Genomic DNA, 25,279 nt, shown 5'->3' on the forward strand with positions numbered 1-25,279 from the left:
AGCATAAGCAAACTGAACTGCAGCAGCCCCGCTTCTGGACCGAAAGGATATCCATGAACAAACCGTTAACCTTGCTGCCCCTGAATCTGGGATTGATGGCCGCCTCGCCGCAGGCCGGCGCGCAGGAGGGCGGTTACCGCCTGCCGCCTTCCGCCCTGCTGGACATCGTCGACGCGCCGCGCGCGCCGGCGCTCAGCCTGAGCCCCCAGCGCAACCTGGTCGCCGTGGTGCAAACGCCGCCGCTGCCGGGCATCGCCGAAGTGGCGCAGCCGGAGCTCAAGCTGGCCGGCCTGCGCATCAATCCACGCACCTGTTCCTCCTCCCGTTTTTCGTTCGGCACCGACCTCGGTCTGCTCGATATCGCCACGCAAAAGGAAAGCCGCATCCGCGGGCTGCCGCGCGCGCTGCGCCTGGCGGACCTGGCGTGGTCGCCGGACCAGCGCTACCTGGCGTTCTCGCACGTGGCCTACAAGGGCGAGCGCGGCGCGGTGGAGCTGTGGCTGGTGGATATCGAGTCGCGCAAGGCCAAGCGCTTGTCGGCGCAGCCTTTGTCGGCGGTGCTGACGCGCGGCTTCAACTGGCTGCCGGACAGCAGCGGCCTGCTGGTGCACTGGCGTCCGGCCGGCATCGGCAAGGCGCCGCAGTCGGACGGCGTGCCGACCGGCCCGATCCAGCAGGACAGCGAACCCGGTGGCGCCATGCGCCAGCTGCGCACCTATCAGGATCTGCTGAAGAACGAGGGCGACGCCCGCCTGTTCGAGTACTACATCACCGTGCAGATGGTGCTGCTGGACCTGCATGGCAAGCCACGCATGATCGGCGCGCCGGGGCAGTTCTCGCGCACCTCGATCGCGCCGGGCGGCCAGTACCTGCTGACGCAAAGCGTGACGCGGCCATACTCCTACATCGTGCCGGCATCGAGCTTCGGCGAGCGGGTCGACGTGCGCGACCTGAATGGCGAGGTGCTGCACACGGTGACCACGCTGCCGCTGGAAGAAGGCCTGCCGCAGGGGAATGACGCGGTGTCCGAAGGCGTGCGCCACGTGTCGTGGCGGGCCGACGTGCCGGCTACGCTGGTGTGGACCGAGGCGCAGGATGGCGGCGATCCGGCGCGCCCGGTGATCGACAATATCCGCGACCTGGTCTACGTGCACGCGGCGCCGTTCCGCGAACCGCCGCTGGTGCTGGCGCGGCTGACGATGCGCTACGCCGGCATCGCCTGGGGACGCGGCGATGTCGCGCTGATCAACGAGCGCTGGCACAAGACGCGCGACTATAAGCAGTGGATGATTGAGCCTGAACACTTGTCCACGCCGCCGGAGCTGATCTACGCCGGTTCGTACGAAGACCGCTACAACAGCCCCGGTTCACCGGTGATGCGGGCCGACGCCAGCGGCTTCCCGCGCCTGCTGATCGGCCCCGGCACCACGGTGTTGCTGGACGGCGCCGGCGCCACGCCTGAAGGCGACCGTCCCTTCATCGACCGTCTGAGTCTGACCACCAAACAAAAGGTGCGTTTGTTCCAGAGCGCCGCGCCGTATTTCGAGAACGTCGCGGCGGTGCTCAACGACGAAGGCACGCTGCTGCTGACGACGCGCGAATCGCCGACCGAGCGGCCCAACTACTACCTGCGCGACCTGACCAAGCCAGAGGACGCGCAGCTGACGGCGCTGACCAACTACCCGCATCCGACCCCGCAGCTGAAGGATGTGCACAAGGAGCAGATCCGCTATCCGCGCAACGACGGCGTCGAGCTGACGGCCACGCTGATGCTGCCCTCCGGTTACGACGCCGTCCGCGACGGCCCGTTGCCGTTGCTGATGTGGGCCTATCCGCAGGAATTCAAATCGGCCGGCGCGGCCAGCCAGACCACCGGGTCACCGTACCGTTTCAACGCGGTCAGCTACTGGGGACCGGCGGCCTTCCTGGCGATGGGTTACGCGGTGCTGGACAATCCATCCTTCCCCATCATCGGCGCCGGCGAAGAGGAGCCGAACGACAGCTATCTGCCGCAGCTGGTGGCGGACGCGCAGGCTGCGGTGGACGAGGTGGTGCGGCGCGGCGTGGCCGACCGCCACCGCATCGCCATCGGCGGCCATTCGTATGGCGCTTTCATGACCGGCAACCTGCTGGCGCACACGCGGCTGTTCCGCGCCGGGATAGCGCGCAGCGGCGCCTACAATCGCACGCTGACGCCATTCGGTTTCCAGTCCGAGGAGCGGCCGTTCTGGCAGGCGCAGGAGGTGTACCAGGCCATGTCGCCGTTCAATAACGCCGACAAGATCAAGGATGCGATGCTGTTGATCCACGGCGCGGAGGACAGCAACACCGGCACCTTCCCCTTGCAGAGCGAGCGCATGTTCCAGGCCATCAAAGGCCTGGGCGGCACGGCGCGGCTGGTGATGCTGCCGAACGAATCGCACGCCTACCGCGCGCGCGAATCGATCCTGCACATGCTGTACGAAACCAATGCGTGGCTGGATAAATACGTCAAGCACGCGAAACCGGGGTAGGGCGGCGTAGAATGGGGGACGTGTCAGCTCAAGGAGTACCGACCATGCACAACGCACACCGCGCCCCCGATCCCGTACCGGTGGATGATCCGGCGCCGCCGGCCATCCCCCATCCCGTGCCGCAGGACGACCCGGTGCCGGACCACAACCCGAGTTAGTCGAAAGCCCAGGTGTAGAGCACGTCCAGCGCGTTGTTGGTGCCGGTCTGGAATTGCAGCGAGATGCGCGGGTTCAGCTTGTATTTGAGCTTGACCAGGCTGGTCGCCGTGCCCGCGCCCTGTTCGAAGCTCAGGTAGGCGCGCGACGACAGGCGCTTGCCCACCGTGACCACCGTGGTCTGCAATCCGGTCGCCGCGCCGGCCGCTGTGCCGGCGGCTTGGCTCACGCCCAGTTCATCCACTCCCAGCGCATTGGCCAGCTTGCCCTGGCCGCCGCCGAACAGCGCGCCCGCAGCGGCGCTGAGCAGCGCCATGTCGTTGCCGCCGGTGTTGTCGATGCCGTGGCCCAGCACCAGCCAGGCCAGCTTGTCGCTGTCCGACACGGCCGGTGTCGACACCAGCTTGGCCACCGGCGCCAGCGCCGTGCCGCGTACTTCCACGCCCGCTTCCACATTGGTCTCGCTGAGCGCTTCGCCTTCCGGTCCACGGCGCACGGCCAGGATGTTCAGGCCGGGGTTGTCGTAGGCGCCGGTGAAGTTGATCACGCCGCGGTCGATCGCCAGCTTCTGTCCATAGGCCGCATAGGTACCGCTCTCCACGCGGATGCTGCCGGTGACGCGCGGCGGCCGGCGGTCCGCCACGCGGATACGCACCGTCCCCGCCAGTTGTGCATCCAGGCCTTTGCCTTTCAGCTTGAAGGCGTCGCCCAGGTCGGCCTCGAGGTCGATGTTGAGCGGCTGGCCCTGCGGCGTCTTGACCGGGGCCGCACCCTTGCCGATGATGACCACGTCGTCGCTGAGCGTTGGCGTGTTCTCGCCGGCCAGTTCGATGTTGGCGCGGTCGGCGCGGAATTTTCCGTCCAGCTGGAAGCGCTTGGCGTCGCGTATCAGCGTGCTTTGGCCGCTGATGACCAGGATGCGGTCCGGCCGCGCCAGCACTTCCAGCTTGTCGGCGCTGAGTTTGAGGTTCATGGTGGCTTCGTTGCCGGCGTAACGTATCCAGCCGTCGGCCTGGGCGTGGCCCTCGGCGCCGTCGAAGGCCAGCTTTTGCAGTTGCAGCTGGTCGCCGGTGAGGCGCGCCTGCAACTGGCCGTTGCGCAGCTTGATGCCCTGGTCCACCCAGTTCAGCACCAGCTTGTCGCCGCTGATGTCGCCGTTCAGTTGCGGTGCGCCCAGGGTGCCGCTGCCGCTGACGGCCAGCTTCAGGGCGCCGTCGATTTCCAGTCCCGGTTGGCCGGCCAATGGCGCCAACCAGGCCAGCGATCCCATATTGGCGTTGCCGTTCAGCGTGATGGCGCTGCTCTCGGCCAGGCGGCTTTCCTGCAGCTGGGCGGTGGCGTCGATGCGGGCCTGGCCGGCGCGGGTGCCGTCCAGGTTCAGTTGCAGGTGCAGCGTACCGTCGTTGACGTCGACGCGGCCGTCCAGCGTGCGCAGGCCGAGTGGCTGCGGCAGGTCGGCGCCGGTGATGGTCAGGTCGCCCTGTTCGCGATACACATGCAGCATGCCGCCGAGGACCGGCGGGTTGCCCTTGCTGGCCGCTTGCAGGTTCATGCTCCATTCCGCGCCGATCGTCATATTGCTGCGGACGTTGTCGCGCCAGGCGTCGGAGAGCTGGGCCAGGTAGTTGACCGGTACGCCGGCCGCCTGGCCTTTGCTGCGCCAGGCCGGGCCGTTTTTTTCCAGGCTGTCGATGCGGATGCTGCCATCGGGGAGCTTGATGGTGGCGCTGCCCAGGGCGATCTGCTCCGGGTGCAGCAGGCCGGCCACGCCGCTGCCTGCGGGGGCGGTCAGTTTCAGCGGCGCCGGCGCGGCCAGCGTGAGGGCGAAGCGGCCGCGGTTTTGCAGGGTGTCGATGGCGCCGGTCCAGCTGTCGTTGGCCCAGCCGCCTTTGACGCGGACGGCGGCGTCGAAGTCGGCGTTGCTGGCGCTGACTTGCAGCGTGTGATTGCTGCGCGTGCCGCTGGTTTGCAGGCGCGCCTTGTCCAGCGTCAGGGCAGGGGAGATGTAGTGGGTGATCTCGATGTCGCTGACCAGCGGCACGTCGGCGTAGGTGTCGGTTTCGGCGGCGCCGCGTGCTGCCGCGCCGCGCTTGGCTGGCGTTCCCGGCGTAGTCGCTGGTGCTGTGCCGGCCGCCATGGCGACGGTGCTGCCCAGCGTGGCGCTGCCGCGTATCGTGCCGATCTGCTGCTGGCCCGGCGCGCGCAGGTTGGCGCCGTCCAGCGTGAGCGCCAGCGCCGGCTTGGCGGTGGTGCCGGACAGGGTGCCGCTGGCGCGCAGCGTGCCGGCGAACTGCGGACCCAGTGCGGCCAGTTGCGGCGCATTGAGCTTCCATTCCAGCTTGTCGAGCGCGCTGCCGAAGCTGCCCTTCGCTTGCAGGCTGTTGGAAGCCAGTCGCAGGTCGATGTCGGCGTTGCTGATGCTGTCCTTGTCGGCGTTCAGTTTCGCGTAGCCGCTCAAGGGCGCGTTGGCGAAGGTCGATGGTTGCAGCGTCAGGTTCAGGCCTGCGCGCCAGTCGCTCGCCAGCCGCGCGTCGGCCGTGAACGTAGCGTTGACGGAACCCGCCTGCGCCGCGCCGAATGCTGCGGGATTCAGGCGCTGTATGGCGCCGTTCATTTTCAGCTCGGGCGTTTTCTTCGGCCCGGCCAGTGCGATGTCGCCGGCGGCGTGGATCAGGCTATCCGGCGCGGGGCGTTTGGCGGAGGCGAGGCCCAGGCCCTTGGCGTCGGCTTCGAAGGTGGTGCGCGGCGCTTCGATGCTGCCGCTGACGATGCCGCTGGCGTTGACGGCGCCAATCAAGTCACTGGCCACCGCCGACAATTGGCGGGCGTCGATCTTCCAGCGCAGCTGTTCGCCCGGCGCGCCGAAGCTGCCGCTGATGTCGGCGGTGTTCTGCGCCATCGCCAGGTGGGCGTCGACGCCGCTGATGTGTTTTGCGTCGGCATTGAGCTTGCCATTGCCGGACAGGGTTTGGCCCGCCAGCTTGCTGGCCTTCAGGTCGAAGCCTGCCGCGACCTGCCATGCGGGGGAGACGTGGCCGCTGGCGTTGATGTCGGCATTGAGGTCGGCGATCGGATAGCTGGCGCCCAACGCGGACGGGTCGAAGTGCTCGGCGCGCAGCTTGGCGCTGAACTCCTGCTTGTCTTTCAGGCTGGCCTGGCCGGTGGCGCTGATGCTGCCTTTCTTCGCCAGCAGGCGCACCTGGTGCAGTTGCAGCACGGCGTCCGCCAGCGTAGCTTGCAGGTCGAGGCGCAGGCCGTCCTGCGACAGCCTGGCATCCAGCGTCTGTTTGGCCGGCGTGCTGGCCAGCGTGATGTCGCCGGCGACGCTGGTTTTGTTGATGCTGCTGTGGATGTTCTTCAGGTCCAGGCGGTCGGTGTGCAGCGTGAATTGCGCGGCGTCGATGCCGGCTTCGGGGCCGCTGCGCTTGACGTGGCCGCCGCCGGTGAAGCGTCCCGCCGCGCCCAGGTCGAGCAGCACGTTTTCCAGCGTGGAGGCGGTCAGCGTGCCGGCCAGCTTGCCGCTGAAGGCTTGCAGCGGCAGGCCTTGCTGGTCGAGCGGGGCCGCCTTGCCCTGGTTCTGCAGGGCGAATTGGCCGGACAGTTTCTGGTCCGCCGTGATGGCGGCGCTAGCCTTGAGGCTGAATTTCGCCTGCGGCCAGCCGGGATTGAAGCCGGCCGGATCGAGGTCGCGGCCGTCCAGGTCCAGCGCGCGCAGGATGATCGGATCGAACGGCGCCAGCGCCACGTAGGCCTTGCCGCTGGCGCCATTGGCGCTGCCCTGCGCCTGCAATGTCATCAGCGTCAGGTTGCCGCCGGCTTGCAGCGACAGTTGCGCGGCGCCGGCGCTGGCGGGAGCTTGCGTCAGCGCTGCCTTGCCTTGCAGTGTGAACGGTTTGCTGGCGGCTATGGTCAGGTCGGCCTTGGCATCGCCGAACGCGGTGTGCGCGCTGGCGTCTTCCAGGTGCCAGCTGCTCTTGTCGCCGTACAGCTTGAAGCGCAGGCGCTCGATCACGTTGCTGCCGGCGGCGCTGGTCAGCGTCAGCTTGTCGAGCCGCGCGTCGGACAGGTTGAGGCGGAACGGCGCGGCCAGCGATTCCGGCATCTTGGCCGGCTCCGACGGGCCCAGGCTCTGCACCGTCAGCGCCGCCACATGCAGCTCGCTGATGGACAGGCCTTCCGAAAAATACTGCAACGGCGACCAGTTGATGTCGATGTTGTCGGCCGTGATGACGCTGTCCTTGCTGCGGTAGACCAGCCGTCCGATGTGCATGCGGTGGTACAGCGATCCGCTCACGCCGCTGACGGCGACCTGCCCGCCACTGGCGTTGGCAATGCGCTGCACCAGCTGCTGCAAGGTCGATTCGCGGCCCAGCAGCCAGAAGGCGCCGGCCAGCAGGGCCGCGAGCACCGCCAGCGAAATCAGCAAGCGGCGCGGCCAGCGGCGACGCGCGAGTGCGGGAGTGGACGCAGGCGCAGGCGTCGGCGTCGGCGTAGCGGCGTCCGGCGCGTCCGGTGGCGGATTGTTTTTGTTGTCGGCCATCAGAAGGTGAATCCCAGCGAGAAGTGCAATCGATATTTGTGTACCGCGTGGCCGTAGGCGATGTCCACGTTGATCGGGCCGACGGGACTCTTCCAGCGCGCACCGGCGCCGTAGCCGGATTTCGGATGCAGCGCGTTGAAGGTGTCGCCCGCGTTGCCGGCGTCGTAGAACACGGCCGCGCCGTAGGTGGGCTTGAACCAGTACTGGAACTCGGCGCTGCCGGTGGCCAGGTAGCGGCCACCGGTGATGGCGGTGCCTTCGTGCACGCCCAGCTCCTGGAAGGCGTAGCCGCGCACCGACTGGTCGCCGCCGGCGCGGAACAGGTACACGGCCGGCACGCCGTTCTTGTCGCGCGAGGCCAGCGCACCGAGCTCACCGCGCAGTATCAAATTGGTGCTGGTGGTCAGCGGCCGGTACCACACGGTGCGCGCGTAGCCGCGCACGAAGGCCTCGTCGGTCAGGATGGGCAGCAGCGCGCCGCCCAGCTGCGCGTTGAGCGCGTAGCCCTTGGTCGGGAACAGCAGGTTGTCCAGCTTGCGCCAGGTGACGCCGTAGGTCAGCGGCAAACTCTTGCTGGTGCTGGACGGGATGCCGTCGACGGTCTTGGTCTCGGTCAGCAGCTCCAGCGACAGGCTGCGCTCCAGCAGCGGCGTGCCCCAGGCGCGCTTGCCGGACACGCTGGCCACGCTGGTGACCTCGCCCGAAATGTCGCTGCGCTCGAAGGAGGCGCCGACGCTGTCGTTGTAGCCGTCCGCGGTGGTGGGGAAGTAGAAGTCGCTGCGCGCGGTCTGTTTCTTGGTCTCCAGCGTCAGCGCGCTTTTCATGCGCAGGCCGAACACCGACAAATCGTCGTAGGTCAGCGAGGCGCGGTTGCCGGTGTTGGTGCTGAAACCCAGGCCGGCGCTGACGTTGCGGCGCTTGTTCTCGGTCACGCGCACCAGCAGCGGCAGCGGCGCCATCGCGGCGTCGGCGTTTTGCGCCGGGGTGGCGGCGCCCGCTTCCAGCTGTTCGTTGAGGATGGCGCCCATGTCGGCGCTCACTTCCACGCTGCTGAAGTAGCCGGTGTCCTGCAGGCGCGATTGGTAGGATTGCAGCGCGGCTTCGCTGTAGTAGTCGCCGGGATGGATCTGGTTCAGGTTGCTGATGATGGCGGCCGGGTAGCGCTTCAGGCCTTCGATGCGCAATTCGCCGAAGCGCAGCTCCGGGCCGCTGTCGAGCACCACGCGCAGCGCGGCCAGGTGGTTGTCCGGGTCCACCGTGGCCTGGCTGTCGGTCAGCTGGGCGCGCGGGTAGCGCGTCTGCACCACCTGGCGCAGCAGGCCGCGCTTGGCCTGTTCCCAGTCGGTCTGGCGGAAGACCTGGCCCTGCTTGAGCGTCCAGCCGGCCTTCAGCGCGGTGGTGTCGAACTGCTTGTCGGCGGCCAGCCCGGGCACGGGCGCGAAGCCTTGCAGCACCAGGTCGATCTCGCCAACTCGCACCGGCTCGCCCGGCTGCACGCTGATCTCGACCTTGGGCGTGTCGCCGTCGCGATCGAGGCGGGCGCTCACCACCGGCGAATAGTAGCCGTCGGTGGCGACCAGCGTCTTGACCTGGGCCGGCGCGGCGCGCACCAGCCGTACCAGCTGTTCGCGGTCCATGCGCGCGTTGCCGCGAAAGCGCACCAGGTCAAGGTTTTGCTCCAGCAGTTCTTGCAGCGCGCCGGGGGCGTCGATGTGGACCTCGTATTTCAGGCCCTGGGCGGCGGCGGGCAGCGCGAGGGCGGCCAACACACCGGCCGATATACCGGCTACGGCGAGGCGGCCGGATACTTTTGTCACAACTTGTGCCAAAATTCGTGATCCTGCCAATATTTTTGCTGGCGATGCCGGTAACATGAGACTCCATCTGGGTGTACGCTGCCTGCCATGTTACCGGATTGCCCTAAAAGATGGCGTACTTATAACGTTGCAACGCCTTGCAAGCCCTTGAAAGAACAAAGTAATGCTGCCTACCGATACCGCCCTGGTCCTGTTTAGCGGTGGCCAAGATTCCACCACCTGCCTGGCCTGGGCGCTGAAGCACTACGCGCGCGTGGAAACCATAGGCTTCGACTACGGCCAGCGCCACGCCATCGAGCTGACCGTGCGCCCCACCGTGATCGAACGCCTGCGCGCCCACTCGCCCGAGTGGAACGCCAAGCTGGGCGAGGACCACATGATCGACCTGTCGCTGATCTCCGAGATTTCGCAGACTGCGATGACGCACGATATCGCCATCGAAACCCAGGCCAACGGCCTGCCGAACACCTTCGTCCCCGGCCGCAACCTGCTGTTCATGACGGTGGCCGCCACCGTGGCCTACCGCCGCGGCCTGACGGTGCTGGTGGGCGGCATGTGCGAGACCGACTTCTCCGGCTACCCGGACTGCCGCGACGACACCATGAAGGCGCTGCAAGTGGCGCTCAACCTGGGTATGGACACCCGCCTGAAGCTGGAAACCCCGCTGATGTGGCGCGACAAGCGCCAGACCTGGGAGCTGGCGCAGGAGCTGGGCGGCCAGGCGCTGGTCGACCTGATCCGCGACGGCACCCACACCTGCTACCTGGGCGAGCGCGGCGCGCTGCATGATTGGGGTTACGGCTGCGGCACCTGCCCGGCGTGCGCCCTGCGCGCGCGCGGCTACCGGCAGTTCGCGGGCACCGAGGTGTAGATGTCCCCCGGCGCCCAGGTTCGGCTGCGCCGGCTGGTGCAGGATGTGCTCTCGCCGGGCGTCCTGCCGCTGCTGGTGCTGACCGGCTGCCTGGGTGCGACCGCCGTGCTGTGGCTGGGCGCGCGCCAGCACGCCGACCAGCAGGCGCAGGCCGATTTCGACAGTCGTGTGCGCGAGCTGGTCAACAACCTCGACCGGCGCATGCAGACCTATGTGCAGGTGCTGTACGGCGTGCAGGGGCTGTTCGCCAGCTCCGCCGGGGTCGACCGCGACGCCTTCCGCGCCTATCTGGCCGGGCAAAACCTGAACCTGCATTTCCCCGGCATCCACGGCGTCGGCTACATCGCGCTGGTGGCGCCGGCGCAGCGCGCCGCCCATGAGCGCGCGATACGGCTGGGCGGCCAGCCCGACTACCGCATGCGGCCGGACGGCGCGCGCGCCTGGTACGCGCCCATCGTCTACCTCGAACCCTTCGACGACAACAACCGCCGCGCCTTCGGCTACGACGCCGCGTCCGAGCCGGTGCGGCGCGGCGCGCTGGAGCAGGCGCGCGATTCCGGCCTGCCGGCCATGAGCGGCAAGATCCGGCTGGTGCAGGAGGAGGTCGAGCCGGCGCCGGCGCAATCCGGCTTCCTGATGGTGCTGCCGGTGTACCGCCGCGGACAGGCGGCCGATACGGCGGCGCTGCGGCGCGCCGCCATCGACGGCTGGGTGTACGCGCCGTTCCGCGTCGGCGACCTGATGGCGGGGCTGGGCGGGCCGCGCGCCGGCGCGCTGGAGGTGAAGATCTACGACGGCGACGCCATCGCGCCGGCCGCGCTGATGTACGACAGCCATCCGGGCGACGGCGCCGGCCGGCGCAACCGCCTCCAGTGGATCAGCATCGGCGGCCACCGCTGGACGCTGGACATCGCCGCGCGGGCCAGCGCGGCGCCGGAACGCGACCAGGGGCAGCAGGTCGCCGCCGGCGGCGTATTGTTGAGCGCGCTTCTGGCCGGACTGACCTGGCTGCTGGCGCGCGGCCGCGTGCGGGCCCGCGCCGCCCAGGCGCGCGCCGAACGGCTCAGCGGCGAGCTGCAGGAGGGCCAGGCCGCGCTGATGGTGCTGGCCGAGGGCGCGCAGCGCAGCCAGGCCATGTTGCGCAGCATTCTCGATTCGACCGTCGACGGCATCCTGGTCGACAACCTGAAAGGCGGGGTGATCAACGCCAACCGCCGTTTCCGCGAACTGTGGAACCTGCCCGAGCACCTGGACTGGCAGGCCGATGGCGCCGCGCTGATGGCGCACATGGCGCAGCAGATGCTCCATCCCGGCCAGGCGCTGCTGCTGGAGCCGGGGCCGCAGCAGCTGGCGCTGCTGCACCTGAAGGACGGCCGCGTGATCGAGCAGCACACGCGCGGCATGCAGCTGGGCAGCGAGCCGGCGCGGCTGTGGTCGTTCCGCGATATCACCGAGCGCACCCAGGGCGAGCAGCGCGAGCAGACCCGGCGCCACGTGCTGGAGTTGCTGGCCACCGGCGCGCCGCTGCAAACCATACTCGAGAGCGTAGTGCAGGGCGTCGAGGCGGGCAACGAGGAAATGTTGTGCAGCATCCTGCTGCTCGACGAGAGCGGCGAGCACCTGCTGGTGGGCGCCGCGCCCAGTTTGCCGGCCTTCTTCAACGCCGCCGTGCACGGGCGCTCCATCCACGGCGCGCCGGGCGCCTGCGCCCAGGCGGTGCTGACGCGCAGCCGGGTGATCGTCGAGGACATCCGCCGCGCGCCGACTTGGCTGGAGTACCGCGACCTGGCCCTGCAGGCGCGGCTGGGCTCGTGCTGGTCCGATCCGATCTACGGCGCCGCCGGCAATGTGCTGGGCACCTTCGCCATCTACCACCGCGATGCCCGCCTGCCCAGCCTGGCCAATATCGCGCTGATCGAGCAGGCCGCGCGGCTGGCCGGCATCGCCATCGAGCAGGCGCAGGCGGCGGTGGCGCTGCGCGCCGGCGAGGCCCGCTTCCGCAGCCTGTACGACCATGCGCCGGTGGCGCTGTGGGAGCAGGACTGGTCCGGTGTGCACGCCGCGCTGGCCGAGCTGGAATTGTCCGGCATCGACGACCTGGGACGCTATCTGCAGGCCAACGCCAGCCAGTTGCGGCGCCTGGCCTCGCTGGTGCGCATCGTCGATGTCAACGCCGCCGCGCTGGCGCAGGTGGGGGCGGCGCCGGGGCGCAAGGATTTATCTCAGCTGAGCCTGGCGCAGAACTTCGACCTGGCCGCCATGCCCAGCTTCGCGCTGGCGCTGACCGCGCTGGCCCAGGGCCAGCATTTCTTCGCCTGCGAGGGCAGCTACACGCGGCTCGACGGCACGGCCCGGCGCAACGAGCTGACCCTGCTGGTGATGCCGGGCCATACGCACAGCCTGGACTTCGTCATCGTCTCGACCCTGGACGTGACCGAGCGGCGCCGCATGCACGACGAGCTGCGCGTGCTGGCCACCACCGATTTCCTCACCGGCCTGCCGAACCGGCGCGAGTTCATGCGCCGCCTGGAGGACGAGCACGCCCGGCTGCAGCGCGACCTCGGCGCCTGCGCCGCGGTGCTGCTGCTCGATATCGACCATTTCAAGCACATCAACGACGAGCACGGCCACGCGGCCGGCGACGCCGTGCTGCGCCAGCTGGGCGCGCTGCTGCAGGAGGGCCAGCGCAAGACCGACATGCTGGGCCGCATCGGCGGCGAGGAGTTCGCGCTGCTGTTGCCCGGCACGGAGCTCGACGCGGCGGCGCTGCACGCCGAGCGCCTGCGCCTGCGGGTGGCCGAGGCGGCCATGCTGCTGGACGACGAGACGCGGCTGACGGTGACGGTGACGGTGAGCATCGGCATCGCCGCGCTGGGCGGGGCCGACGGCGGCGGCGATGTGGCCTTGCGGCGCGCCGACCAGGCCTTGTACTGCGCCAAGCGCGGCGGGCGCAACCGGGTGGAACTGGCGGAGGCGGGGAAGAGGGCGGATCGGCCGGGAGTTCAGGTCCCGGCCGCTTCCGATTGAAACGGTGGGTGCTGCTTAGACTGCGTGTTCCAGCATGGCGCGCTGCTGCTGTTTGCGGGAGCGCGAGCGGAAGATCATGTAGATGCCGACCGGGATCAGCAGCGGCAGCAACAGGGGCGAGACCGCCGCCGCCACCACCACCGCCAGCAGCACCATGCCGCTGATCATCAGGATGCCGAGGCCGGCGAACAGCACGCCGACGAACACGGCCGCGCAGGTGATGGCCACCGCGGCGATCAGCAGGCCGCCGCCGGCGAACAGGGTGCCGAGCAGGAAGCCGATGGGGCCGTCGATCTCGTCGCTGTCGATGTTGACCTGCATGCCGTCGCCGAACACCGACTGCCATGCGCAGGCGGCCAGCAGGAAGATGAAAGCGGCGAATACCAGTTTTTTAGCGGTGATTTTCATGGCTGACCTCGGTGGTTGGGTTGTTCCGTACTTCTTGTGCCGTTTGGCATGGTTGAACTGTACCGAGCCGGCCCGGCAGCGGCCAGCGGATTGCGACAGACCGGCAAATTGGCGGGATGGAATGCGGGTCCGGCGCGATGAGCGGGGAATGTTCCTTGATTTAAAGTTATGCCTGCCTATACTGATAATCTACCTATTGCAGGGAGGGCTATAACATGGCTTGGCTAGATTTGAGCGAGGGTCAATCGATATCCTCGATGTGCAAGCGGACTCGGCGCCAGCGTAGCGTCCAGCAGCTTTCCGGCGGGGGACCGAAAGGCCCGCCATCGGCGCCGCCGACGATACCGCCTATCATCATCACACCGTTCAGTTACCACATGCCGGACCCGGCCATCGATCCGCGCGTCACGCCCTTGCGGCCGCCGATCATGCCGCCGCCGCGGCCGTGCATCTCGTGCTGACCGCGGTCGACTGATCGCCAACCCGCCAGACGTAAAAAAGCCCGCTCGCCGCGGGCTTTTGTGCTGGGCCCGTCGGGCTCAATAGAATTTTTCGTTGTCCTCGGCCTTGTCGCGGCGGCTGGCAAGACCGAGCAGGCCGAGGCCGGTCAGCAGCATCACGAAGATTTCCGGTTCCGGCACGGCCGAGATGTAGGAGTGGTTGTCCGACTCGAAGGCGTTCTGGTTGGCGGAGAAGGTGACCTTGGTGATGGTGGTGCCGCTGTCGGTGAAGAAGTTCATGTAGAAGCCGACTTGCTGATTGCCGTTGGCCATCCGGTGGGCGGCGGCCGCCATGTCGTTGCCGTTGATCTGCAACACCATCGTATTACCGCTGTACATGGTGACAATGTTGTAGTCGTCCGGCGAGCCCATGTAGTAACCAAAATAGCTGACGCCCATGCCGCCGAAGGTCACGCTGGACGACGATGGCTGGCCGTTGCTGATGCCGACCGAGAAGAAGGCGGTGGGGTCGCCCGGCGGCTGCGCCGCGTAGCCGGAATTGCCTGGCGACGGGATCAGCGCGCCGAGTTGGTCGTAGGTGGCGAAACCGACCGGCAGCAGGCCATCGTCGAAAGTGTTGGTGGTGACGCCGCCGACGCCGGAGGTGGTGCCGGTGGTGGCGGTATAGGTGACGCCGGCGCTGGCGCTGAACGCGGCGCCAGCCAGGCTGAGGGCCAGCAGGGTTTTGGAGATCGACATTTTGGTGTTCCTTATTTGAGACCGGTGAACGATTGCACCGGGCTTGAGCTTTTATTAACGACTGGAAACTGGTGATTCAAGATTGATAATAGTAATATTTCCTTGACAATGCCCGTTCAACTTTAGAGTATGTGCTCGGTTTATGTTAATTTCTCCACCTGTTTGTGACATCGGCGCGCCGCCGGCGGCGGCAATACCGCCCCTAGCCCGGCAGTGACTATCAACTTGCTGATGGGAAAGTTAAATCGGCGGCGGCACATAACTAACAATTTGGTGCGAAAAACTAACAGCCGGCCGCGCTGGGCGCTTATCATTTCACCCCCATCCATTTTTCACGACGAGCCGACAGCATGAGCGCAGACTACCCCGATACCGAACAGCAACAGGACGACGACGCCCCGATCCAGGAGGCGCGCGTATGGCAGGGGAACGGCTGGACCGCGCGCGTCATCAAGAACGATGACGACGAGGGCTGGGCGGTGGCGATGATCAAGGATGGCGAGCCGGAACCGGCGCTGGTGGGGCCGTGGACCATGGGCCGCGACAAGAAGAATCCCAAGCCGCTGGACGTCAACGCCTTCAACACCCTGGTCAAGACCGCCAACGAGGTGATCCGCCGCCACGAGCAGCAGCTGCACGCCCAGCTGCACAAGAACGTCTTCGTCAACGGCGAGGACGGCCAGGTCAAGGTCTGCCTCGACATCGTGCCCGACGAGGACGACCCCTACGCGACGCTGAGCGCCTTCGACCCGTACGGCGAGGAGCTGGCACGGGTGCGGGTGGCGCCGACCTTCAAGCTGAGCGTGGCCAGCGCGTCGGCGTGGATGGAAAACGGCTACCGCAAGCCGTAGTTTCCTGCGTCATTTGTTCTTTACTGGAATTAAGATTTCGTTAAATAAACGTGTAAGAGGATGTAACATTCTATCGTGCGCGGCCGGTTGGAAATGATGTGGCTGCTACATTTTGGACTCCCATTTTTTAGGAGTTCGATATGATAAAAGTCAAAGTTTTGGTTGGCGCCGTCGCAATGGCCGGCGCTGCTTTCCTGTCGCAAGGCGCGTTGGCGGCCGACATCAGCAATCCCGTCACCCAGCTCGATCTGAGCAGCGGCGCCGACTTCGGCGGCCACTTTGTCGCCGGCAACAATATGAGCAATACCTTTGCCGATAAATACAGCTTCACCCTGACCGGCGCGTCCACCTTGTCGGCCGATGTGTACTCGCATACCGGCAACGCCAAGAACGGCCTGGACATCAGCGGCCTGGCGCTGTACAACGCCGGCGGCCTGCTGCTGGCCGGCAGCCAGCTGTCGAGCGGCGCCACCGACCAGTGGCAGCTCGACTCGGGCGTGCTGGGCGCCGGCAGCTACTACGTATTGATCAGCGGCAGCGCCGTGTCCAAGTCGTCGGGCGTGTATTCGTCCGGCGTCACCGTGACGGCCGTGCCGGAACCGGAAACCTATGCCATGCTGCTGGGCGGCCTGGGCCTGATCGGCGCCATGGTGAGCCGCCGCCAGCGCAAGCAGGGCTAAGCCTTTGCCGCACTGACGAACAGCCAGGCCGTTGCGACGGCCTGGCTGTTTTTGTTTCTGTGGCCGGGGCGGGCCGGACCTGCTAGTATTTCCTATGCGCATTACCTCACAATAGGAAAATCGATGGAAAGTCGTCTCACCCGCCTGGAAGCCGTGCAAACCATGCTGCTGGAAATCGGGCAGAAGTCGAGCAGCTGCACCGATATCAGCGAGTTCCTGCAGGCCGTGCATGCGGCACTGGGCCGCATCATGTATGCCGCCAATTTCTTCGTGGCGTTGAGCGACCGCGACGGTCCGGTCAACCAGGTGCGCTTCGTGTATTTCGTCGACGAGGTGGACGATCCGCCCAGCCGCGACGAACTGTTCGAGCTGGTCGAGGGCGAGTCGCCGACGGCGACCGTGATCGCCACCCGCGCGCGCATGGTGATGACGGCGGCCGAGCACCAGTCCCGGCGCGAAGCGAACGCCGGCTTCGGCATCGGCACCATCGCCGAGCACTGGATGGGGTGTCCGCTGCTGGACCAGAACCACCAGTCGCTGGGCGCCATCGTGATCCAGAGCTACGACAAGGAACACACCTTCAGCGAGGAAGACCAGGCGCTGTTCGCGCTGATCGCCAACCATGTGTCGAGCGCGCTGCAAGGCTTGCAGAGCATGGACCGGCTGGAACGCGCGGTGCAGGAGCGCACCGCCCTGCTGGCGCACGAGGTGGCCGAGCGCCGCCGCGCCGAGAACATCCAGCGCGCGCTGTACGAGCTGGCCAACCTGTCGGCCACGGCCACCGGCGGCAGCCGCCTGAACATGCGGCTGCACCAGATCATCAGCGAGCTGGTGCCGGCGCAGAATTTCCTGATGGCGCTGTACCACCCGGACACCAAGGAAATCAGCATCCCGTATTTCGTCGACGAGAAGGACGAGCACGCGCCGGTCAAGCGCTTCGACTACGGCGTCGGCATGTCCTCGTACATCCTGCAGCGCAAGCAGGCCATGCTGCTGGACCGCGCCGGCTTCCAGGCGCTGGTGGCCAGCGGCGAGATGGATCATCCGCTGGGCAACGTCGACATCGCCAGCTGGATGGGCGCGCCGATGCTGCTGGGCGACGTGGCCTACGGCGTGATCATCGTGCAGAGCTACGACGACTCGGTGACCTACACCCAGGCCGACCTCGACATCCTGGCCTTCATGGCCAGCCACGTGGCGGTGGCGATCGCACGCATGCAGGCCGACCGCGAGATCCGCCGCGCCAAGGAGGCGCTGGAAGAACAGAACGCGGCGCTGGAGAGCGCGCTGACCTCGCTCAAGGATGCGCAGGGCGAACTGGTGCGGCAGGAGAAGCTGGCCTCGCTGGGCCGGCTGGTGGCCGGCGTGGCGCACGAGATCAATACGCCGCTGGGCATCTGCGTGACGGCCACCAGCCACCTGGTGGAAGAGCTCAAGCTGACGCGCGAGGACATGGCGGCCGGCACGCTGGACGAGGACGGCCTGAACCAGTTCTTCGACATCATCTCGCAATCGCTGCGCATCATGACCACCAACACCCAGCGGGCGGCGGCGCTGGTGCGTAGCTTCAAGCAGGTGGCGGTGGACCAGTCGTCCGACGATATCCGCAGCTTCAACCTGCGCAAATACCTGGACGAGGTGCTGCTGTCGCTGCAACCCAAGCTGAAGGGCAAGCCGATCGCCGTCGAGATCGATTGCGACGAGCACATCAACATGGCCAGCTTCCCCGGCGCGGTGTCGCAGATCCTCACCAATATGGTGGTCAACTCGCTGGTGCACGGCTTCGAGGACGGGCAGTCCGGCAAGATCAAGATCGCCGGCAAGGTGGACGGCGAGTTCGTCGACTTCGAGTACAGCGACGACGGCGCCGGCATGGACAGCAGCACGCTGGCGCAGCTGTTCGATCCCTTCTTCACCACCAAGCGCGGCTCGGGCGGCAGCGGCCTGGGCGCGCACATCCTGTACAACCTGGTGACCGGCGCGTTGGGCGGCACCATCAAGGTGGTCAGCGCGCCAGGCATGGGCTTGCACTACAAGCTGCGCTTCCCCAAGGTCAAGCGCAAGTAAGCTGAAATAAGCGCCCGGGCCCGCCGGCGCGGCTAGCGGGCCGTCGGCTTGATGGCAGCCAGCGTCGCCTTCACCCACACCTTCAGGGCGGCCTCGTCGGCCATGTCGCCGCCGTAGCGCAGGGACGGCACGAACGGCTCGCGCGTGGCCTGCGCGCCGGCGTAGATGGCCGACGGCAAGGCGAGAACGCCATTGCCGCTGGGGAGCTTGTACGGGCCGATCTCGCCGTAAGGCGAATAGCCGATGGTCGGCTCGCCCAGCACCACGGTGTCGGCGATGGCGCTGATCTGCTGCAGGAAATTCATGCAGGAGCTGAAGCAGCCACGGTCGATCACGGCGGCGATGCGCGGACCCGACGGGCGCTTGCGCACCGCCGCCGCCAGCGCACCGGCCTGTTCCATCGACATTTCTTCTACGCGCGCCAGCGGCTCGCCGCGTTCCAGCGCCGCCTTCATCTTGGCGATGGAGTCGTCGAACATGGGCTTGGCGGCGGCGAACTGCGGCAGGCTGGCGTAGCGCTCGAATAGCGCGATCGCCGCCGGCGAGGCAATCTGGGATTTGGTGTGGGACGAGGTGCGGCCCAGTTGTTCGCCATAAGCCTGGCCGTATAGCGCCTGCAGCGCGCGGTTGCCCCAGCTGGAATCGCCGCCGCCGTTGCCGCGCAGGTCGAACACGACCCATCCAGTGTGCTTGAGCGCGGCCAGTTGCTGGTAGAGTTTTCCGTAGGCGTCGGCGGAGATGCCGCCGTTGAAGTTCGGCATGGCCACCCATTGCATGTCCGCCGCCAGCGGCGTCAGGCCGACCGCGCGCGCCTGGGCGGTGTAGCGCTGCTGCACCTCGCCCAGGCGGGCCTTGCCGATGCCGTCCTCGATGGCGCGCAGCGGCAGCGCGAATTCGCGCACGGCGCCGCCGGTGAGCTGGAAGGTGCAGCGTTGCGGCGTCCAGCCCAGCCCGATGTCGAACATGGACTGGCGGGCCAGCTCGCTTGGCGTGGTCGCATATTCGAGGCTCTGGTTGCTGAACGGGGCGACATTGCTTTTCAGGTAGGTGCCGATCCAGACGCCGTCGCAGCTTTGCACGGTGGCGCCGCGCGGCGGCAGCGGGTTTGGCCAGTTCGGCTCGGACCAGATGACGCGGTAGCCGCCGTCGCTATGGTCGAGCACCACGCCGGTCCACGCGCGCGTCGGCAGGCGCATCTGGATGCCGGTGTGCGGATCGCCGAAGCCGTTGATGAAGCGCACCAGTGCGCGGCGGTAGTCTTGTTCGGTCCTGGCGTTGGCGGCTTCGATCATGCCGGCGCGGCTGCCGGCCTCCAGCGGCGCGGTGACGTCGATCTGACCGCTGACGGCGCCGGCATGGTTGCTGCGCACGGCGTCGATGGCGAACTTCATGTCGGCCTGGGCGACCGCGCTCCAGTCGGTGGCGGCGGTCGTTGCCGCGGAGGCTGCCGATGCCGCGAATGCCAGCGGCAGAATGCTGAGACTAAACTTGGGATTGAAGGTCATGAACGGCGCCGACGCGTAGTTGAGTTGCCAGGATGGTAACTCAACTACGCGTCTGGCGGTACGGCTTATTTCGCGGCGGCCTTGCTGATTTCGACCTCCCAGTCCACGCCCGAATCGATGTGGTGCTGTTTGGCGTAGTTGCCCTGGCTGACGGCGACCGCCACGTCCAGCAGGCTGTTCAAATAGACCAGAGGTTTGCCCTGCGCGACGCCGCCGAAGGTGTGCTCGAACGGCGCCACCACCTTGTCCACTTGCTTGCCCTTGTGCAGGATGCGCACCTGCACGCGGTCGTGCACGCCGATGCCCAGCTCGTCGAACAGCGCTTTCGGGATATTGGTCCAGACATTGCCGTACTTGATGTCCAGCACCGGGATGATGCCGCGCACGACGTTGCCCTGGCGGGCCGCCTTCTGGTAAGCGATCTTCACCACCGATTCACTGGGCAGCACCGGGCCGACCTGCTCGAAGCTGATCGCGCCCGATGCCAGCCGCGCGCCGACGTAGGCGTAGACGTCGCGGCCGTGGAAGGTGTAGGACTCGCCGGAGCCGGCCAGGCGGTTGACCTTCTCGTCGATCTCGCGCAGCTCGGCCACGCCGTCGCGCTCGGCGATCAGCGTGAACAGGCCGTTGTCGGGGCCGACGAAGTAGCGGCCCTCTTTGGTTTTCAACACCACCGACTTGCGGGTGGTGCCCACGCCCGGATCGACCACGGCGACGAACACGCTGCCTTGCGGCCAGTAGTTGGCGGTCTGGTACAGGCGGTAGGCGCCCAGCCAGATGTCGTAGTCGGGGATGTTGTGGGTCAGGTCGGAGACGTTCAACTTCGGATCGACGCCGTAGGCCACGCCGTGCATGGCGGAGACGGCGCCGTCCGAGGTGCCGAAGTCGGTCAGCAGCACCAGGGCGTTGCTGGCGTGGACTTGCGCGGCCATCAGCGTACTCATGCAGACGGCGGCGAACAGTTTGGAGATGCGGGTGAGCTTCATGGAATCCTTTTTTAGAATGTGTAGCGCAGGCGGCCGTAGAAGTATGCGCCGTTGACGCCGATCGGGTTGATGAAGTTGTACGGCAGCGCGCCGCCGTAGGTGGCGTTGTTGGTCTGGCGCACGCGCTCCGGGTAGCGGTCGAGGATGTTGTCGCCGCCGACGGCCAAGGTCAGCTGTTTGGTCAGCTTGACCTGCGCCTCCAGGTCCACCGACCACACCGCGCCGAACGATTGCGCATGCACGCCGTCGTCGAGGGGCGCTTCCTGGTCGTACGAGAAATCCTTCAGCGCGCCGAAGCGGGTGGCGCGCGCCAGCAGGCTCCAGCGTGCGGCCTGCCAGTCGGCGCTCAGCACCAGCTTGCTGGTCGGCGAGGCGTGGCGGATGCGGTACAGGCTGGTGTCGGTCAGCAGCGTCAGCGACGGATCGATGTTGGCCAGCGCGGCCGAGCTTTGCCGCACGCGGTCGATGCGGGTCTTGTTCAGGTTGAGCGCGGCGTTCAGGTCCAGCTTGCCGCCGGCGAAGGACAGGTCGTGGTTCAGCACCGCGTCCAGGCCGGTGGTGCTGGTGTCGAGCAGGTTGGCCAGGTAGGCCACCGACTGGATGTCGCTGCGGCCGATAGCCGCCAGATACGCGGTGGCGGCATCGCTTTGCAGGTCGCTGGTGCGGGTGATGCGGTCGCGGATCTTGATGCGGTAGGCGTCCAGCGTGAAGCTGGTGTTGCGCTGCGGACGCCACGCCAGGCCCAGCGACAGGTTGGTCGATTTCTCCGGCTTCAACGCTTCGGCGCCGAAGCTGCGCGCCAGCGGATCGCTGGCCGGCAGCAGCGAGGCGGTCTGCAAGCCGCTGCCGTCACTGTTGAAGTTGAGCGTGGAGAAGCGGAAGCCGGTCTGCACCAGCGCCGGCGCACGGAAGCTGTTGGACAAGGAGCCGCGCAGCAGGAAGGTGTCGCTCAGCTTGTAGCGCGCGGACAGCTTGCCGGTGCTGGCGCTGCCGAAGTCGCTGTAGTCCGAATAGCGGGCGGCCGCGCCCAGCAGCAGGCGGCTGGTGAGATCGCTCTCCACATCGGCGTACACCGAGCTGATCGAACGGCTGCCGTCGAAGGCGTCCTGCGGGCGCAAGCCGGGGCCGGCCTGCGCGCCTGGCGGCGCATCGACGATGGGGCCTGCCGCGTAGGAGGCGGCGTCGCCCGGCGAGCTGCGGTAGGTCTCGTGCATGTACTCGGCGCCCAGCGCCAGGTTGACGGGCGCGCCCAGGCCCAGGTCGAGTTCGCGTGTGAGGTCGGCGTTGAGCGCGTTCTGGCGGAAGTCGAAGCTGGCCAGGTGGAAGCTGGTCGGGCTCAGCGCGCCCAGCGAGGCGTTGGCCGAATGATCGAGGTCGTAGCGGAACAGGTTGCCGCCGTGGCGGGCGCTCAGGTCCCAGTTCCAGCCGGCGCCGGCAAAGCGCGCGCCGGCCACCAGGCTGGTGTCGCTCATGTCGCCCTTGGTCACCGGACGGTAGCCGGCCGGGTACAGCGCCGGCACGTTGGACGGGTCGCCCGGATAGCGGAAGTAGGCGCTGCCGTCGGACTTGCGCTGGTTGACGGTGGCGAAGGAATAGGCGTCGACGCCGTTCGCCAGCGGCAGCAGGGCGTTGTAGAACAGGTAGTTGTTGTTCTGGTGCGAATCGCCGGATTTGAACACCACCTTGCCGTCCAGCGCCAGGTCGGCCGGGGTCGCGTTCCACGAGGTCCAGCCGGCGTCGCTGAAGCCGGCGCGCTGGGTCGGCGCGCGGCTGCGGGCGTCGAAGCCGAAGCGCACAAAGCCGGCGTCGCCCAGCGGCAGGCCGTAGTCGGCGCTGGCGGTCTTGGTCTGGCCGTCGGTCTTGGTCTCGTTGGTGGGCTTGAAGTCGGTGTGGTTGGCGCCGTAGCCGACCGAGGCCGAGCCGCCGCTGCGGGCGTTTTTCAGCACGATGTTGATGACGCCGGCCACGGCGTCGCTGCCGTACTGGGCGCCGGCGCCGTCGCGCAGGATTTCAATGTGGTCGATGGCGCCGGGCGGGATGGCGTTGACGTCGACCGGCACGGTGCCGGCGAAGCTGCTCTCGGTGTCGAGCACGGCGCTGGTGTGGCGGCGCTTGCCGTTGATCAGCACCAGCACCTGGTCCGGCGCCAGCCCGCGCAACTGGATGCCGCGCACCGAGTCCGAGGCGCCGCTCGATTCGATGCGCGGGAAGTTGATCGATGGCGCCAGGTTCTGCAGGGCCGCGCCCAGCTCGCCGCTGGACAGGGCGTTCTCCACCTCGCGCTGGCCGAAGCGGTCGATCGGCACGGCGCTGTCGTACACGGTGCGGTTGCGGGCGCGCGAGCCGACCACGGTGACCTGGTCGATGGCGGCGTCGCCGGCCTGCTGCGACTGCGCCTCGGGCAAGGCGGCCAGCAGCAGCGCGCAGGCGAGCACGCTGCGGCGCAAAGGCAAATGGGGGAGGGCGTGCGGGTACTGGCTGCGTGGCATCGTGAATTCCTTGCGTGGACCGGACTACGATCTTACGGGCAAGGAATTCAGTTTAACAAAGACCTATTGCACATATGCTTATGCGGGTTCAGCCGCAATGGGCGCGCAGCTGCTGCACGTAGCGCTCGCTGACGGCCACCTGGTCGCCGCAGCGCAGGGTCAGCAGATAGCTGCCGTCGCCGACCACGGCCAGCGATTGCAACTGGTCGATGCGCACCATGGTGCAGCGGTGCACCCGCGCGAAGACCTGCGGATCGAGCCGCTCGGCCAGCCGGCTCAGCGCCATGCGGTGCAGGATCACGCGCTCGCCGGTATGCAGTTCGACGTAGTTGTCGGCGCTGCCGATCCACAGGACGTCGGCCAGCGCGATGCATTCGAGCTGGCCGATCGAGCGCACCGTCAATTGACTGAGGTAGCTGGGCTGGCCGGCGTCGCCGGCGTCCAGCCATGCCTGCACGGCGCGGCCATAGGGGCCGCGCTGGCGCAGCGCCAGCAGTTGCGCGGCGCGCGCCAGCGCCTGGCCCAGGCGGCGCTCGCTGCACGGTTTGAGCAGATAGTCCAGCGCGTGCACGTCGAAGGCCTCGATCGCGTGGCGCTCGTAGGCGGTCACGAACAGCACCAGCGGCGGTTCCGGCTGCCGGCACAGGTCGCGCGCCAGCTCCAGGCCCGATTCGCCGGGCATCTGTATGTCCAGCAGCAGCACGTCGACCGCAGTCGCCGCCAGCACGCTGCGCGCTTGGTGGGCGTTGGCGCATTCGCCCACCAGATGCCAGCCGGCGTGCGCGGCCAGCGCGTGGCGCAGGTTGGCGCGCGCGCCATCCTCGTCGTCGACGATCAGCACGCGGAACGGTGGCTGCTCAGGCGGGAGCATGGTCGGGTATCCGCAGGTGGACTTCGAAGCGCTCGCCCGCCACGCCGTAGCGCAGGGTGGCGGCGGCGCCGTAGGCCAGCCACAGGCGGTCGGTGATATTGCGCAGGCCCAGGCCGGCGCCGGGATTGACGGCCGCGCCGGCGTGCATGCGGTTGCTGATCGTGATGGCGACGTGGCCGTCGGCGCGGGCGAAGGCGAGGTGGATGTCGCTGCCCTGTTCGTGCAGGTCGAGGTCGTGGCGCAGGGCGTTTTCCACCAACGGCTGCAGCAGCAGCGGCGGGCAGTCGCAGCCCAGCAGGCCGGCGTCGACGCCGCTGATGCGCAGCTGCAGGCGCTCGCCGTAGCGCAGCCGCTGCAAGTCCAGGTAGTCCTGCACGAAGCGCAGTTCGTCGTCGAAGCCCACCCATTCCACCTCGCCGGCGTTGAGCGCGTAGCGCAGCAGGTCGCTCAGATGGTGCAGGCCGTCGAGCGCCACCTGCTTGCCATCGTCGCGCACCAGCGCGACGATGGCGCCCAGCGCGTTGAACATGAAGTGCGGCTCCAGCTGGGCGCGCAGCGCCAGGCCGCGCTGCTGCTCCAGAGCCAGCCGCAGCGCCAGGCTGTCCGCCCGCGCCTGCGCGGCCTCGCGCGCCCGCGCGTGGCTTTGCTGCCAGAGCTTCAAGGCCACCACCGCGATGTAGACCGCCGTCACCGACGACACGTGCAGCAGCGAGGCCACCTGGTCGATCGCGCCGACCAGGTCGGCGCCGCCGGGCGCATCGGCGCTGTCGTCCCGCAGGTACAGCCGCGCCAGGAACATCAACTGCAGCGGCAGGAACAGCAGCAGCATCAGGCCGTAGCAGGCGGCGATGCCGGCCGGGCCGGCGATCAGGCGCGGCCAGCGGCTGAAGCAGGTGTACAGCACGAAGCTCAGGCCGGCCAGCATGGTCGAGCCCTTGCAGGCAGCGGCGAAGATCAGCCAGTAGCTGCCGTGCAGGCCGTGCCGCAGGTCGTCGTTGAGCGAAGTCAGCGCGCCGAGCGCGCTGAGCGCGATCCACACCGCGAGGTTCAGCGCGAACACCGTCAGCCCGCGCAGCCACCAGGGCGCGGCGGCGAATCCGGCAAGGCCGGGCAGGTGGGTGGCGGGGGTGGCGTTCATGGCGGCTGAGTATAGCAGCGCAGCGGCGGCCTCCGGACGGCGCCGGCGGCCGTTGGCCACACGGCGGCGGCGTTTCGCCACAACCGCCGCCGCGCGGCGGGCGGGCCTGCTCATACTGGCCGTCGCCGCATCCCACTCAACCTCCGCTTGAAGGACATCGC

At 67.7% G+C, this 25,279-nt stretch carries 16 protein-coding genes; 7 read left to right on the forward strand and 9 right to left on the reverse strand.

From position 1 onward, the window contains the following. Positions 1-53 precede the first annotated feature (53 nt). On the forward strand, positions 54-2,513 hold the full coding sequence (locus D0T21_RS26720; protein ID WP_116992668.1) for a S9 family peptidase: 2,460 nt from the start codon (positions 54-56) through the stop codon (positions 2,511-2,513). A gap of 154 nt (positions 2,514-2,667) precedes the next feature. Here D0T21_RS26720 and D0T21_RS26725 read toward each other — a convergent pair whose 3' ends face one another. Both D0T21_RS26725 and D0T21_RS26730 read right to left on the reverse strand, forming a co-directional pair. Then, on the reverse strand, positions 2,668-7,209 hold the full coding sequence (locus tag D0T21_RS26725) for a translocation/assembly module TamB domain-containing protein (RefSeq protein WP_116992667.1): 4,542 nt from the start codon (positions 7,207-7,209) through the stop codon (positions 2,668-2,670). Continuing rightward, positions 7,209-9,083 carry an autotransporter assembly complex family protein gene (locus D0T21_RS26730; protein WP_373886690.1) on the reverse strand — a complete coding sequence of 625 codons (1,875 nt, stop codon included), beginning with the start codon at positions 9,081-9,083 and terminating at the stop codon, positions 7,209-7,211. Before D0T21_RS26730 ends, D0T21_RS26725 begins: the two co-directional genes overlap by 1 nt. Positions 9,084-9,189: 106 nt before the next feature. On the opposite strand from D0T21_RS26730, the gene queC reads away from it, so the two are divergent. Continuing rightward, entirely contained in the window at positions 9,190-9,897 is a 708-nt protein-coding gene (gene queC / locus D0T21_RS26735) for a 7-cyano-7-deazaguanine synthase QueC (protein WP_116992665.1), read from the forward strand. Beyond that, a complete protein-coding gene (locus D0T21_RS26740; protein ID WP_116994557.1) occupies positions 9,898-12,924 on the forward strand; it encodes a CHASE domain-containing protein in 3,027 nt (1,008 codons plus the stop codon). A gap of 15 nt (positions 12,925-12,939) precedes the next feature. Here the strand turns inward: D0T21_RS26740 and D0T21_RS26745 are convergent, their stop codons facing one another. Beyond that, positions 12,940-13,332, reverse strand: a complete 393-nt coding sequence (locus D0T21_RS26745) for a hypothetical protein (protein WP_116992663.1) — start codon at positions 13,330-13,332, stop codon at positions 12,940-12,942. A gap of 257 nt (positions 13,333-13,589) precedes the next feature. On the opposite strand from D0T21_RS26745, the gene D0T21_RS31850 reads away from it, so the two are divergent. Next, complete coding sequence (locus D0T21_RS31850; RefSeq protein ID WP_147328174.1) at positions 13,590-13,793, forward strand: hypothetical protein; 204 nt, start codon at positions 13,590-13,592, stop codon at positions 13,791-13,793. A gap of 78 nt (positions 13,794-13,871) precedes the next feature. Here the strand turns inward: D0T21_RS31850 and D0T21_RS26750 are convergent, their stop codons facing one another. Then, positions 13,872-14,531 carry a PEP-CTERM sorting domain-containing protein gene (locus D0T21_RS26750; RefSeq protein ID WP_116994558.1) on the reverse strand — a complete coding sequence of 220 codons (660 nt, stop codon included), beginning with the start codon at positions 14,529-14,531 and terminating at the stop codon, positions 13,872-13,874. A 350-nt stretch (positions 14,532-14,881) separates the two neighbouring features. Between D0T21_RS26750 and D0T21_RS26755 the strand changes: the two genes are divergently transcribed. From D0T21_RS26755 to D0T21_RS26765, 3 genes are all read left to right on the forward strand, one after another. Further along, the gene (locus D0T21_RS26755; RefSeq protein WP_116992661.1) at positions 14,882-15,382 is read left to right on the forward strand and encodes a hypothetical protein; all 501 of its coding nucleotides are present in this window, start codon (positions 14,882-14,884) and stop codon (positions 15,380-15,382) included. A 140-nt stretch (positions 15,383-15,522) separates the two neighbouring features. Beyond that, positions 15,523-16,062 carry an FxDxF family PEP-CTERM protein gene (locus tag D0T21_RS26760; protein ID WP_116992660.1) on the forward strand — a complete coding sequence of 180 codons (540 nt, stop codon included), beginning with the start codon at positions 15,523-15,525 and terminating at the stop codon, positions 16,060-16,062. 123 nt (positions 16,063-16,185) lie between these two features. Next, positions 16,186-18,129, forward strand: a complete 1,944-nt coding sequence (locus tag D0T21_RS26765; RefSeq protein ID WP_116992659.1) for a GAF domain-containing sensor histidine kinase — start codon at positions 16,186-16,188, stop codon at positions 18,127-18,129. A gap of 32 nt (positions 18,130-18,161) precedes the next feature. On the opposite strand, the gene D0T21_RS26770 is transcribed toward D0T21_RS26765, so the two are convergent. The 5 genes from D0T21_RS26770 to D0T21_RS26790 all read right to left on the reverse strand — a co-directional run bounded on the left by D0T21_RS26770 (position 18,162) and on the right by D0T21_RS26790 (position 25,232). Next, positions 18,162-19,634, reverse strand: a complete 1,473-nt coding sequence (locus D0T21_RS26770; protein ID WP_116992658.1) for a S41 family peptidase — start codon at positions 19,632-19,634, stop codon at positions 18,162-18,164. A 65-nt stretch (positions 19,635-19,699) separates the two neighbouring features. Beyond that, positions 19,700-20,620 (reverse strand): S-adenosyl-l-methionine hydroxide adenosyltransferase family protein, encoded by a 921-nt coding sequence (locus D0T21_RS26775; RefSeq protein WP_116992657.1) that lies wholly within the window; start codon positions 20,618-20,620, stop codon positions 19,700-19,702. Positions 20,621-20,631: 11 nt separating this feature from the next. After that, entirely contained in the window at positions 20,632-23,109 is a 2,478-nt protein-coding gene (locus D0T21_RS26780; RefSeq protein ID WP_116992656.1) for a TonB-dependent siderophore receptor, read from the reverse strand. Between the two features lie 88 nt (positions 23,110-23,197). Beyond that, positions 23,198-23,980, reverse strand: coding sequence for a LytTR family DNA-binding domain-containing protein (locus D0T21_RS26785; RefSeq protein ID WP_116992655.1), 783 nt, complete (start codon positions 23,978-23,980; stop codon positions 23,198-23,200). Further along, entirely contained in the window at positions 23,967-25,232 is a 1,266-nt protein-coding gene (locus D0T21_RS26790) for a sensor histidine kinase (protein ID WP_116992654.1), read from the reverse strand. The genes D0T21_RS26785 and D0T21_RS26790 overlap by 14 nt, the downstream gene beginning before the upstream one ends. Between the last annotated feature and the right edge of the window lie 47 nt (positions 25,233-25,279).

This window comes from Duganella sp. BJB476 (assembly GCF_003416895.1).
In the GTDB taxonomy this organism is placed as follows: domain Bacteria; phylum Pseudomonadota; class Gammaproteobacteria; order Burkholderiales; family Burkholderiaceae_D; genus Rugamonas.